General features: G+C 65.4%; 13 protein-coding genes. 11 read left to right on the plus strand and 2 right to left on the minus strand.

The window, feature by feature from the left end:
• The 3 genes from NGR_RS05510 to NGR_RS05520 are packed head-to-tail and all read left to right on the plus strand — an operon-like array spanning position 1 to position 3,047.
• Positions 1–849 (plus strand): sugar phosphate isomerase/epimerase family protein, encoded by an 849-nt coding sequence (locus tag NGR_RS05510; protein ID WP_015887255.1) that lies wholly within the window; start codon positions 1–3, stop codon positions 847–849.
• Positions 850–904: 55 nt separating this feature from the next.
• Positions 905–2,350 (plus strand): FGGY family carbohydrate kinase, encoded by a 1,446-nt coding sequence (locus tag NGR_RS05515; RefSeq protein ID WP_015887256.1) that lies wholly within the window; start codon positions 905–907, stop codon positions 2,348–2,350.
• Positions 2,343–3,047, plus strand: a complete 705-nt coding sequence (locus NGR_RS05520) for a class II aldolase/adducin family protein (RefSeq protein WP_015887257.1) — start codon at positions 2,343–2,345, stop codon at positions 3,045–3,047. Before NGR_RS05515 ends, NGR_RS05520 begins: the two co-directional genes overlap by 8 nt.
• A 55-nt stretch (positions 3,048–3,102) precedes the next feature.
• On the opposite strand, the gene NGR_RS33550 is transcribed toward NGR_RS05520, so the two are convergent.
• The gene (locus NGR_RS33550) at positions 3,103–3,237 is read right to left on the minus strand and encodes a hypothetical protein (protein ID WP_282096849.1); all 135 of its coding nucleotides are present in this window, start codon (positions 3,235–3,237) and stop codon (positions 3,103–3,105) included.
• A 324-nt stretch (positions 3,238–3,561) separates the two neighbouring features.
• On the opposite strand from NGR_RS33550, the gene NGR_RS05525 reads away from it, so the two are divergent.
• The 8 genes from NGR_RS05525 (at position 3,562) to NGR_RS05560 (ending at position 11,457) form a co-directional block, all read left to right on the plus strand.
• Positions 3,562–4,725, plus strand: coding sequence for an isovaleryl-CoA dehydrogenase (locus NGR_RS05525; protein ID WP_015887258.1), 1,164 nt, complete (start codon positions 3,562–3,564; stop codon positions 4,723–4,725).
• Positions 4,726–4,775: 50 nt separating this feature from the next.
• The gene (locus NGR_RS05530; protein ID WP_015887259.1) at positions 4,776–6,383 is read left to right on the plus strand and encodes a carboxyl transferase domain-containing protein; all 1,608 of its coding nucleotides are present in this window, start codon (positions 4,776–4,778) and stop codon (positions 6,381–6,383) included.
• Between the two features lie 15 nt (positions 6,384–6,398).
• Positions 6,399–6,782, plus strand: coding sequence for a RidA family protein (locus tag NGR_RS05535; RefSeq protein WP_015887260.1), 384 nt, complete (start codon positions 6,399–6,401; stop codon positions 6,780–6,782).
• Positions 6,783–6,797: 15 nt separating this feature from the next.
• Positions 6,798–8,786 (plus strand): acetyl/propionyl/methylcrotonyl-CoA carboxylase subunit alpha, encoded by a 1,989-nt coding sequence (locus tag NGR_RS05540; RefSeq protein ID WP_015887261.1) that lies wholly within the window; start codon positions 6,798–6,800, stop codon positions 8,784–8,786.
• The gene (locus tag NGR_RS05545; protein WP_015887262.1) at positions 8,783–9,652 is read left to right on the plus strand and encodes a hydroxymethylglutaryl-CoA lyase; all 870 of its coding nucleotides are present in this window, start codon (positions 8,783–8,785) and stop codon (positions 9,650–9,652) included. The genes NGR_RS05540 and NGR_RS05545 overlap by 4 nt, the downstream gene beginning before the upstream one ends.
• On the plus strand, positions 9,649–10,434 hold the full coding sequence (locus tag NGR_RS05550) for a crotonase/enoyl-CoA hydratase family protein (RefSeq protein ID WP_015887263.1): 786 nt from the start codon (positions 9,649–9,651) through the stop codon (positions 10,432–10,434). The genes NGR_RS05545 and NGR_RS05550 overlap by 4 nt, the downstream gene beginning before the upstream one ends.
• A gap of 90 nt (positions 10,435–10,524) precedes the next feature.
• Positions 10,525–10,893, plus strand: a complete 369-nt coding sequence (locus NGR_RS05555) for an MbcA/ParS/Xre antitoxin family protein (RefSeq protein WP_015887264.1) — start codon at positions 10,525–10,527, stop codon at positions 10,891–10,893.
• A 72-nt stretch (positions 10,894–10,965) separates the two neighbouring features.
• Positions 10,966–11,457 (plus strand): RES family NAD+ phosphorylase, encoded by a 492-nt coding sequence (locus tag NGR_RS05560; protein ID WP_015887265.1) that lies wholly within the window; start codon positions 10,966–10,968, stop codon positions 11,455–11,457.
• Here NGR_RS05560 and NGR_RS05565 read toward each other — a convergent pair.
• Entirely contained in the window at positions 11,452–12,837 is a 1,386-nt protein-coding gene (locus NGR_RS05565) for an FAD-binding oxidoreductase (protein ID WP_015887266.1), read from the minus strand. The genes NGR_RS05560 and NGR_RS05565 overlap by 6 nt on opposite strands.
• Positions 12,838–12,863: the final 26 nt, after the last annotated feature.

The raw sequence follows: 12,863 nt of genomic DNA on the forward strand, positions 1-12,863 counted from the left end.
ATGCAGGGCTTTGGCGTTCATACGAGCATGTGGACTATGAACTGGGATCGGCCGGGTGCCGAACGCGCCGTTGCGGCGGCCGTCAAGTACAAGGTCGATTTCATCGAGATCCCGATGCTCAATCCGCCGGCCGTCGATACGGAACATACCCGTGCGCTGCTCGAGAAAAACCGGCTGCGCGCGCTCTGCTCGCTCGGCCTGCCGGAGCGAGCCTGGGCCTCGGTGCGCCCGGATGCGGCGATCGAGCACCTGAAGGTGGCGATCGACAAGACCGCCGACCTCGGCGGCGAGGCGCTTTCCGGTGTCATCTATGGCGGCATCGGCGAGCGCACCGGCGTGCCGCCGAGCTTGGAGGAGTACGACAATATCGCCCGCGTGCTGACGGCGGCCGCCAAGCACGCCAAGTCGCGCGGCATCGAACTCGGTGTCGAACCCGTCAACCGCTATGAGAACCACCTGATCAACACCGGCTGGCAGGCGGTGAAAATGATCGAGCGGGTCGGCGCCGACAACATCTTCGTGCATCTCGATACCTACCACATGAACATCGAGGAGAAAGGCGTCGGCAAAGGCATTCTCGATGCCCGCGAGCACCTGAAATACATCCATCTGTCGGAGAGCGACCGCGGCACGCCGGGTTACGGCACGTGCGGCTGGGACGAAATCTTTTCGACCCTCGCGGCGATTGGCTTCACCGGCGGGCTCGCCATGGAGAGTTTTATCAACATGCCGCCGGAAGTGGCCTACGGCCTGGCCGTCTGGCGCCCGGTCGCCAAGGACGAGGAGGAAGTGATGGGCAACGGCCTGCCCTTCCTGCGCAACAAGGCCAGGCAATACGGGCTGATCTGAATCGAGGGAACTGGAGGTGGAGGCAGCGGTGAGCGAGCGAGGAAGCAGAGCGACGATGGTCGCCGTCCTCGACGTCGGCAAGACCAATGTCAAGCTCAGCGCCGCCGCGGCGGACGGCACGATCGTCGAGACGCTCAGCGTTGCAAACCCCGTTCGACCGGGACCGCCCTGGCGCCATCACGATCTCCGGGCCTTGAGCGAGTGGGTGTTCGAGACGCTGGCGACCCTCTCGCGCCGCCATGCCTTCGGCGCCTTCGTGACAGCCGGACATGGTTCCGGCGGCGTGCTGACCGGCGCCGACCCGGATGCCGGGGATGGCGCCGCCCTCCCGATGATCGACTATGAACAGTCTTTGCCGGCCGACATCGGAGAGACTTATGCGCCGCTCGCCGGCTCCTTTCTCGATCGCGGCAGCGCGACGATGCATTGCGCGACGCACCAGGCCCGGCAGCTTTACTGGATGGAGCAGCACGAGCCGCAGGCCTTCGCTAAGGCGCGCTGGTATCTCGGCGTGCCGCAATATTGGGCGTGGCGGCTTACCGGGGTCGCGGCCTCGGAAACGAGCTTCCTTGGTGCGCAGTCGCATCTCTGGAACGTCGCGGAGCGCCGCTGGGCGCCGATCGTCAGTGCCCGCGGTTGGGAGCGGCTGATGCCGCCCTTCGCCAGGGCTTGGCAGGCGCTCGCTCCAGTGCGGCCGGAACTCGTCCGTCGTTTCGATCTGCCGAATGGCCTGCCTGTTTTGACGGGCGGCCATGACAGCAGCCTCAATCACTATCGCTACCATGCCGCTGGGCTCAGGGATTTCACGGTGATCTCGACGGGAACCTGGATCGTCGGCTTCTCCGGCTCAACCCCGCTCGAGCGGCTCGACGAGCACCGCGGCATGACCTTGAACAGCGACGTCTTCGGCGACCCGCTCGGCGGCATCCTGACGATGGGCGGACGGGAGTTTTCCCGTATTGCCGGAAGGAATCCTCCAGCAGAGGACGTGCCGTTGGAAATCCTGGCGCGCCTTCTGGAAGAACGAACCTTCGCCATCCCCTCCTTCGGCGACAATGACGGGCTTTTCCCCGGAAGTGCGGGCAGGGGGCGCATCATTGGACCATCGGCCGACACGCCGATGGAGCGCAAGGCTTTGGCTCTTCTCTATTGCGCACTCCTAACCGTCGAATGCCTCGAAGCGCTCGGAAGCGACCGCTTCGTCGTGCTCGACGGCAGCTTCCTGCGCGATCCCCTCTACGCTCAGTTGGTGGCCGCGCTGCTTCCCGACCGGCAGGTGCATTTCAACCTCGACGCCTATGGTGTCGCGGCCGGTGCGGCGCTGCTTGCGGGCCAGGGGACGCGCCGGAATCCGGCGCCGCTTATCCTCGGCGTGCCGACCCATCTCGAGGAAATCGAACCCGAGCTTGCACGCTATGCCGCCGATTGGCGCCGCCTTGCCCGCGCGAAGCCGGGCAAGCGAGACGAATTCGAACATACGAAAGGAAGCTTCCATGGCTGAAACCGCAACGACCGACAAGCTGGCGCTCAGGCGTGAGATGGTGGACATCTGCCGGCGGATGAATTCGAGCGGCATCAACCAGGGGACGGCCGGCAACCTTTCCGTCCGCGCCGGCGACGGGTTCTTGATCACCCCCTCGTCCATGCCCTATGACACGATGCAGCCGGAAGACCTGGTCGAGATGGATTTCGACGGCACCTTTGTCGGGCATCGGCCGTCGTCCGAGTGGCGTTTCCATCGGGATATCCTGCGGGCTCGCACCGATATCGACGTCGTGCTCCATTGCCACTCGATCTATGCGACGACGCTTGCCTGCCACCACAAAACCATTCCAAGCTTCCACTACATGACCGGCATCGCCGGCGGCACGACGATCCGCTGCGCCGGCTACGCCACCTTCGGCACGCAGGCGCTCTCCGACAACGCGCTCGCCGCGCTCAAGGACCGCACGGCCTGCCTGCTTGGCCAGCACGGCCAGATCTCGCTCGGCAAGACGCTCGAATCGGCGCTCTGGCTGGCGATCGAGGTCGAGACGCTGTCGCGGATCTATGTCCAGGCCCTGACCCTCGGCGAACCGCCGGTCCTGCCCGACGACGAGATGGCGCGCGTCATCGCCCAGATGCGGCGGATGAGCTACGGCCAGGCACCCGATGCGGAGGGTGTGAACGATATCGCCCGGCCGCGGGGCTCGGCGTGAGTTTTTGGGGGACGCTCGACCCAGTCAAGACCTGATTTGCAACGCCGTCTTTGCCTCACGGAACCAGCGTCGGCGGACTGGGTGGCGGCTGAGCGCCGGGGTTCAGCGCGAGAATGCTGACCACCAGAGCGATGAGGATGCAAATAAGCACGAGGAAGGCGATGCCTGCTTTGTCGGTGCGCTTGGGCATGATGCCCTATATGGAATATTGAATGCGAGAAATTCGAGGCAACCCCCCGGAATAGCTGCGTATCTTTGTCCCAATGAGGCAATCGGCCGCGCCGACGACCGGCTACGACACCTCCGAGCGCCTACGGCTTTCGCCGATCAAAACATCGTTGCGCCGCTCAAGTACCTCCTTCCTTTGCAAATCGTGCTTGGCCTCCCGGCTCTTTGGAAGGAAATTAGCGCACAGCGATGTTATCGTTCGCGAGAGGACCGCGTAGCGGTAACATGGGCCGGAACGGCTTGCTGACGGTGAGGAGATCGTCGGCGGGGCGTCGGGAGGAGTGGAATGTTTGAAGGTGGATTGAACTTCGCCCTTGGCGAGGAGATCGATGCATTGCGCGACAGCGTGCGCCGCTTCGCTTCCGAGCGCATTGCTCCGCTGGCGGACGAAACGGATCGCAGCAATGCCTTTCCGGCGCCGCTCTGGCGGGAGATGGGCGAACTCGGCCTGCTCGGCATCACCGCCGATGAGACCTATGGCGGCGCCGGTCTCGGCTATCTCGCCCATTGCGTCGCCATGGAGGAGATCAGCCGCGCCTCGGCCTCGGTCGGCCTGAGCTACGGCGCCCATTCCAACCTGTGCGTCAACCAGATCAACCGCAACGGCAACGCCGCGCAGAAGGCGAAATACCTGCCGAAGCTGATTTCGGGGGAGCATGTCGGAGCGCTCGCCATGTCGGAGCCGGGCGCCGGTTCGGACGTCGTCTCGATGAAGCTCAAGGCCGACAAGCGCGGCGACCGCTACGTCCTGAACGGCAACAAGATGTGGATAACCAACGGTCCCGATGCCGACGTGCTGGTCGTCTACGCCAAGACCGATCCGGCCGCCGGGCCGCGCGGCATCACGGCCTTTCTCGTCGAGAAAACCTTCCCCGGCTTCTCGACCGGCCAGAAGCTCGACAAGCTCGGGATGCGCGGCTCGAACACGTGCGAGCTCATCTTCACGGACTGCAAGGTTCCGCAAGAGAACGTGCTGGGCAAAGTCGGTGAGGGCGTCAGGGTGCTGATGTCGGGCCTCGACTACGAGCGGGTGGTGCTTTCGGCCGGCCCGCTCGGCATCATGGCGGCTTGCCTCGATGTCGTCGTCCCCTATCTCCATGAACGTAAGCAGTTCGGGCAGCCGATCGGCGAATTCCAGTTGATGCAGGGGAAGCTTGCCGACATGTACGTGACGATGAATACGGCGCGCGCCTATGTCTATGCGGTGGCGGCCGCCTGCGATCGCGGCGAAACGGCACGCAAGGATGCTGCCGGCTGCATTCTCTATGCGGCCGAGAAGGCAACGATGATGGCGCTCGAGGCGATCCAGGCGCTCGGCGGCAACGGCTACACCAACGACTATCCGGCCGGCCGCCTGCTGCGTGACGCCAAGCTCTACGAGATCGGCGCCGGCACGAGCGAGATCCGCCGCATGCTGATCGGCCGGGAATTGTTTGCCGAGACCAAATAGCAAAGAGCGAGGCGCATCGCTGGAACGAGGAAGGGCAGGGCTGGGGGACAATGACAATATTGCGATCGCACATCTCGCCATCCTCGGATGTGTTCAAGGCAAACCGTGCCGCCATGGCGGAAGCGATCTCGACGATAGAGGAAGCGGTGCGGCTGGCGGCAGGCGGCGGCGGAGAAACCGCGCGCGAGCGCCATGTCAGCCGGGGCAAGCTCCTGCCGCGCGACCGGGTTGCCGGCCTCGTCGATCCGGGCACGCCATTTCTCGAGATTGCCGCGACGGCGGCGCATGGGATGTATAATGGCGACGCTCCCGGCGCCGGGCTGATTGCCGGTATTGGCCGGATTTCCGGCCGCGAATGCATGGTCGTCTGCAACGACCCGACCGTGAAGGGGGGCACCTACTACCCGATCACGGTGAAGAAGCATCTGAGGGCCCAGGAGATCGCCGCCGAAAACCGGCTTCCCTGCGTCTATCTGGTCGACTCCGGCGGCGCGAACCTGCCCAACCAGGACGAGGTCTTTCCGGATCGCGATCACTTCGGCCGGATCTTCTACAACCAGGCCAACATGTCGGCCGCCGGGATCCCGCAGATCGCCGTGGTCATGGGCTCCTGCACCGCCGGCGGCGCCTATGTGCCGGCCATGTCCGACGAAACGATCATCGTCGAGGGCCAGGGGACGATCTTTCTGGCCGGCCCGCCGCTGGTCAGGGCGGCGACCGGAGAGGTGGTGTCGGCCGAGGACCTCGGCGGCGCCGACGTGCATACGCGCCTCTCCGGCGTCGCCGATCACCTGGCGCGCGACGACGCCCATGCGTTGGCGCTCGCCCGCCGCGCCGTCGCCGCGCTGAACCGCGAGAAGCCGCGAACCCTGGAACTGCGTGAGTCGGAACCGCCGCTCTACGATCCTGACGAGATCGCCGGCATCGTGTCCGGCGACCTGAAGACGCCGTTTGAAATTCGCGAGGTGATCGCCCGGATCGTTGACGGCTCGCGGTTCGACGAGTTCAAGGCGCGCTTCGGCACGACGCTCGTCTGCGGCTTCGCCCATGTCCATGGCATCCCGGTCGGAATCGTCGCCAACAACGGCGTGCTCTTCTCGGAGTCGGCGCTGAAGGGCGCCCATTTCGTCGAGCTCTGCGCCCAGCGCAGGATCCCGCTCGTCTTCCTGCAGAACATCACCGGCTTCATGGTCGGGCGCAAATACGAGACCGAAGGCATCGCCAAGCACGGCGCCAAGCTGGTGACGGCGGTCGCCACCGTCAAGGTGCCGAAAATCACCATGCTGGTCGGCGGCTCTTTCGGGGCCGGCAATTACGGCATGTGCGGACGGGCGTTCTCGCCGCGCTTCCTCTGGACCTGGCCGAACAGCCGCATCTCGGTGATGGGCGGCGAACAGGCGGCGGGCGTGCTTTCGACGGTCCGCGGCGAGGCGCTGAGGCGCGCCGGAACGCCGTGGAACGAAGAGGAGGAGGCGCGCTTCCGCCAACCGGTTCTCGATCTCTTCGAGCGTCAGAGCCACCCGCTCTATGCGGCGGCGCGGCTGTGGGACGATGGCGTCGTCGATCCGCGCAAGAGCCGGGAGGTGCTGGCATTGTCGCTGTCGGCAGCGCTGAACGCGCCGGTCGAGGACACGCGCTTCGGGTTGTTCAGGATGTAGGGGGAGAGGCTGGGGATGAAACGCGACAATATCAATGCCATGAGCGCGCCGCAGCCGCGCGGCGGCTATTCGCAGGCCGTCAGCATCGAGAACTTCCGGCGCCTGCTGTTCGTCAGCGGTCAGGTTCCGATGAACTCGAACGACGTCGTGCCGGAGGGTTTCGAGGCGCAGGCCCGTCAGGTCTGGCTGAACGTCGATGCGCAGTTGAGAGCGGCGGCCATGTCCAAGGCCGACATCGTCAAGGTAACGACCTATCTCGCCGACAGGCATCATCTCGTCGCGAACCGCGAGATCCGCAACGACTATCTGGGGGCGCTGGCTCCGGCGATGACGGTGGTGATTGCCGGTATTTTCGATTCTGCCTGGCTACTCGAAGTCGAAGTGGTGGCGGCGCAGTAAGCAGAAGAGAGACGCATGTTTTCGAAGCTCCTGATAGCCAACCGCGGTGAAATCGCCTGCCGCGTCATACGCACCGCCCGCCGGCTCGGCATCCGCACCGTGGCGGTCTATTCCGATGTCGACGACGATGCGCTCCATGTGGCGCTTGCCGACGAGGCGGTCAGGATCGGGTCGGCGACGGCCTCCGATAGCTATCTGTCGGCCGAGCGTATTCTCTGGGCGGCGCGAGCTGTCGGGGCGGACGCCATTCATCCCGGCTACGGCTTTCTCTCGGAGAATGCCGACTTCGCAGCCGCTGTCGAGGCCGCAAACATGGTGTTCGTCGGACCCTCGCCAAACGCGATCCGCGCCATGGGCTTGAAGGATGCGGCGAAGGCGTTGATGGAGCGCTCCGGCGTCCCGGTCGTGCCCGGCTATCACGGCGAAGAACAGGAGGCAGGGTTCCTTGCGGCGCAGGCGGCCGAGATCGGCTATCCGGTGCTGATCAAGGCCCGCGCCGGCGGTGGCGGAAAGGGGATGCGGCGCGTCGAGCGGCCGGAGGACTTCGCTCCAGCGCTTGAAGCGGCCCGGCGGGAAGCCGAGGCGGCCTTCGGCGACGGCTCTGTGCTGATCGAAAGATATCTGACCAGGCCGCGCCACATCGAGGTCCAGGTCTTCGGCGATCGGCACGGCAACATCGTTCATCTTTTCGAGCGCGACTGTTCGCTGCAGCGCCGCCACCAGAAGGTCATCGAGGAGGCGCCGGCGCCGGGCATGACCGCCGAGGTGCGCCGCGCCATGGGCGATGCGGCCGTCAGGGCGGCGCGGGCGATCGGCTATGCCGGCGCCGGGACGGTCGAGTTCATCGCCGACGTCACGAACGGACTCTGGCCGGATCAGTTCTTCTTCATGGAAATGAACACGCGGCTGCAGGTCGAGCACCCGGTGACCGAAGCGATCACCGGCTTCGATCTGGTCGAATGGCAATTGCGCGTCGCCGCCGGCGAGCCCCTGCCGAAGAAGCAGTCGGATATCGCCATCGATGGCTGGTCCTTCGAAGCCCGGATTTATGCCGAGGATCCCGCCAAGGGATTCCTGCCGGCAATCGGCCGGTTGAAGCACTTGTACTTTCCCGACGGCGCTGTGCGGATCGATTCCGGCGTGCGGCAGGGCGACATGGTCACGCCCTATTACGATCCGTTGATCGCCAAGCTGATCGTGCATGGCTCCAACCGGTCGGCAGCCCTTGGCCAATTGCAGGCGGCGCTCAAGGAATGCCGGATCGGCGGAACGATCACCAATCTCGACTTCCTCGTCCGCCTGACGGAAGAACACGATTTCCGTTCGGGCAGGCCGGATACGGGGCTGATCGACCGGGAAATCGAGCGGCTGACGGCGCCGATGGCACCGGACGACGAGGCGCTGGCGCTGGCGGCAATCGTTGCGACCGGCGTGCTTGAGCCCGCCGTGACCGGCGACCCGTGGTCATCGCTCGGCTATTGGCAGATCTGGGGCGACGGGCAACGGACGATCACGGTCGAGCATGAGGGAAGCCGGTCGACAGCGACCCTGAAAGCGCGCGGTCGCGATCAGTTCGCCGTGCATGCCGGATCGAGCACGCTGCCGGTGCTGGTGCTCGAGCGGTTCGCGGACGGCGCGCGGCTCGAGGTCGCCGGGCAGAAGCGGGTGCTCCGTTTCGCACGCGACGGCGAGACGTTGACGCTGTTTCTTGGCGGCCGCAACCTCGTCTTCCACCTGCCGGACTCACTGTCGGGGGGGCACAGCAGCGAAGTTGCCGATGACGAACTCATCGCGCCGATGCCGGGTCTCATCAAGCTGGTGCGCGTCGGCGCCGGCGAGGCGGTCGCGAAGGGCCAGCCGCTCGTCGTCATGGAGGCGATGAAGATGGAGCTGACGCTTTCGGCGACGCGGGAAGGCAAGGTTGCGAGTGTGCATGTGGCCGAGGGGGCCCAGGTCAGCGAAGGCACTGTGCTCGTCAAGCTTGACGAGGAGGCGGCCGAATGACGTCGGGGCAAGGCGAACGGGTGACGATCGTCGAGATGGCGCCGCGGGACGGCCTCCAGAACGAGGCGCGGCTTGTCGATACCGGCGACAAGATCAGGCTTGTCGACCTTCTTTCCGACTGCGGCTACGAGCGGATCGAGGTGACGAGCTTCGTCAGCCCGCGCTGGGTGCCGCAGATGGCCGATGCGCCGGCGGTGATGGCCGGGATCGCGAGACGCCAGGGCACGCGCTACGCGGCGCTGACGCCGAATATGCGCGGTTTCGAGGCCGCACTTGCCTGCGGCGCCGACGAGGTGGCGATCTTCGCCTCCGCTTCCGAGAGCTTCTCGCAGAAGAACATCAATTGTTCGATCGCCGAAAGCATCGAGCGGTTCCGGCCGGTGGCGGAGGCGAGCCGCCATCACCGCATACCGCTGCGCGGCTATGTGAGCTGCGTCGTGGAATGCCCTTATGAGGGGGCGATCGCGCCCAGGGATGTGGCCGGCGTGGCGCGGCAGCTATCCGAGCTCGGCTGTTACGAAATCAGCCTGGGCGACACGATCGGGCGGGGTCGCCCGGAAGCCGTCGACGCCATGCTCAATGCGGTACTCGGCGAGATTGCCGCATCGAAGCTCGCCGGTCACTTCCACGACACGTCGGGTCGTGCCCTCGAGAACATCGCAGTTTCGCTGGAGCGCGGTCTCAGGGTGTTCGATGCATCGACCGGTGGCCTCGGCGGTTGCCCTTATGCGCCGGGCGCGGCCGGCAATGTCGATACGGTCGCAGTCAACGTTTTCCTTGAGAAGCGAGGCTTTTCGACGGGGATCGATGCCGGAAAGCTCGAACGTGCCGCCGTCTTTGCGCGATCCTTGAGGAGTGCGGCATGATCTATCGGACGATCCGCTACGCGGGTGATGGACGCGGCATCGTCCGGCTGACGCTCGCGCGCCCGGAAAAGCACAATGCACTCTCCGCCCTGATGATCGGAGAACTCACCGACGTCGCCAGCCGGCTTGGAGCCGACGCGACCGTGCGGGCGGTCATTGTCGAGGGAGACGGAAAGAGCTTCTGCGCAGGCGGCGACCTGGAGTGGATGCGGCAGCAGTTTACCGCCGACAGGCAAACGCGGATCGCTGAGGCGACGCGGCTGGCGATGATGTTCAGGGCGCTGAACGAGATGCCGAAACCGCTTATCGCGCGCGTCCATGGCAATGCCTTCGGCGGCGGCGTCGGTCTCGTCAGCGTGTGCGACGCCGTCATCGCCGAGCAGGGCGCGAAATTCGGACTGACCGAAACGCGCCTCGGGCTCATCCCGGCGACGATCAGCCCCTACGTCATCGCCCGGATCGGCGAGGTGAGGGCGCGGCCCTTGTTCATGTCGGCGCGGATTTTCGGGGCCGAAGAGGCGAAAACCGCCGGACTCGTCTCGATGATAGTCACCGCCGCCACGCTCGACGCCGCCGTCGAAGCGGAGGCCGCATCCTATCTGGCGGCGGCGCCGGGTGCTGCGGGCCGCGCCAAGCGGCTTGCCCGATCGCTTGGAAGCCCGATTACCGATGCCGTCATCGCTGCGACGATCGAGCAGCTCGCTGACACCTGGGAGACGGAGGAAGCGCGGGAAGGGCTCGCCGCCTTTTTCGAGCGCCGCGAACCCTCCTGGCGGCGCTAGCCTCTCCTGGCTCGAAATGTGCTTGAATTGAGCGAGAACTGATCCTATTTTGATACTATACTGATCAAAATAAGATCGAGTTTTGTCAAGATGGCTGTCGATTTCCAGATTCCGGCGGCGCGCTTCGGAGACGATCACTCGCCGTTCCTGTCGGCGCGCTTGGTCGCCGATCGGCTCGGCATCACGCTGGCCGAACTTTCCAAGCTGATTGGCGTCGCGCGCAACACGCTGACGGCAAAGTCCGGCGCGCGCAAGGTCGACAGCGCCCTGAGCAAGGTCGTTCGTATCCTTGCGATGGCCTCCGAGATGGCCGGCGACGAGGCGCGTGCCGTCATCTGGTTCAAGCATCAGCCGATCCCCGGCTGGGCCGGCAAGACCGCCTATGACCTGGTCGGCGAGGACAAGGCCGACAAGGTTCTCGCGTATCTCGAGGCGATCCGCGCCGGCGTCTACGCCTAGCGAATGAGGAAAGGTGCAAGCGGTCCGTCCGCCTCCCACCCCGACCTCGACGTGAGGAGGCCGGCCGAGCCGATGACGCTCTGGCGTGCCTTCGTGCCGCGCTGGGCCCATATGCCGCTTTCAGGCGAAGGTGCCGGCCGCTTCGGCGGCCGGTGGAACTCGGTCGGCACGCCGACGATCTATGCGGCCCGTGAACTTTCCACCGCCTGGGCGGAATATAACCAAGGCTTCGTTCAGCATCCGGCGCTGATCGTGCAGTTGGAGCTTCGCGACGCGAAACTGGCGGATCTCACCGATGGCGATGTCCTTGCCGAGCTCGAACTAGACAAGACGATTCATCGCTGTGAGTGGCGCGACGAACTCGACAGGGGTCTGGTGCCATCGACGCACAAGGCTCAGGCCGGTCTTTTGAAGCGCGGGTATCATGGCGTGATCTATCCGTCCTTCATGTCGCCCGGCGGCACCTGCGTTGCACTCTGGCGCTGGAACGGCCGGGGACGGCCGCGGCTCGACGTCATCGACCCGGAAGGCCGGCTGCCGAAATCGCCAGCGTCGTGGCTATAAATCAGTGCGAGAATATCGGCCAAGCACCTTGCCGGGGTTCAAAATACCGTTCGGGTCGAGCGCGGCCTTGATGCGCCGCATGACCTTGATCTCCGCCGGGCTGCGCGACCGGTCGAGAAAGTCGCGCTTCAAGGTGCCGATGCCGTGCTCCGCCGAGATCGAGCCGCGGCAGCGGCTGACCAGGGCGTAGACGATCCCGTCGACCTCATGCAGCGTCTCCTCACTCGCGCCCGGCACGGAAAAGGCGATGTGCAGGTTGCTGTCGGCGACATGGCCGAAGAAGGAGACATGCGCCGCGGGAAACGCCGCGCGAAGGGCAGTGCCGCACTCTTCGGCGAAATTGCCGATCGCGCCGATCGGCAGGCTGACGTCGAGATTGACGAGGGATGGCAGACGATCGAGCCCGTGACCTTCGCGCACCCGCCAAAAGGCCTGGGCTTCCTTTTCCGACTGGGCGATCAGCGCGTCGCCGATCAATCCGTCTTCGAGCATCTGGCCGAGAAAGGCTTCGAAGCCCTCGCGCTCGCCGTCGCGACCGTGCGTATCCTGTTCGATGATGACGGCGAAGGCGGGCTTCGTCTCAAAGAAGCGAAGTCCTTCCTCGGCGCAGTTGAAACCAAAATAGCTTTGCCACATCGTCTCGAAGGCCGACAGGCCCGAGAGCTGCTGCTGCGCCCGCTTGAGCAAGGCGGCGACATCGGCATAGCTTTCGAGGGCGCAAAGGGCGGTCAGACGACCCGCCGGCAGCGGACGGAGCCGCAGAACGGCGCGGGTGATGACGCCGAGCGTGCCCTCGGAGCCGATGAAGACTTGCCGCAGGTCGTAGCCAGTATTGTTCTTCACCATCTTGTTCAGCGATGAGAGTACGGTTCCGTCGGCAAGCACCGCCTCGAGGCCCAACACGTTGTCGCGCGTCACACCGTGGCGGATGACCCGGATGCCGCCGGCATTGGTGGCGAGATTGCCGCCGATCTGGCAGGAGCCGCGTGCGCCGAGGTCGATTGGCAGCAGGAAACCCGCCTCCTCGGCAGCCCGCTGCGTCACTTCGAGCGGCGTTCCGGCAAGCACCGTCATGGTCGCGGCGGCGCTGTCGATCTCCTCGATGCCGGTCATCCGCTCCAGGGAGATGACGATGTCATCGGCTTCAGGATTGGCGCCGCCGGCAAGACCGGTCATGCCGCCCTGCGGCACCACGCTCTGGCGGTGCTCGTTGCAGATTTTCAGGGCGGTTGCGACTTCGGCGACGCTTGCCGGGCGAACGACGGCTTTCGGCAGGCTGCGGCCGGCGAGACTCGCATCGGTGCGATAGCGGTCGCTGATGCGGTCGCCGGTCAGCACCGCGTCGCCGAGGGTCCGGACGAGCTCTTCGATGACGGTCATACGGCGGCTCCAAGCGCAAAGGGGGT

Source organism: Sinorhizobium fredii NGR234, from assembly GCF_000018545.1.
GTDB lineage: Bacteria > Pseudomonadota > Alphaproteobacteria > Rhizobiales > Rhizobiaceae > Sinorhizobium > Sinorhizobium fredii_A.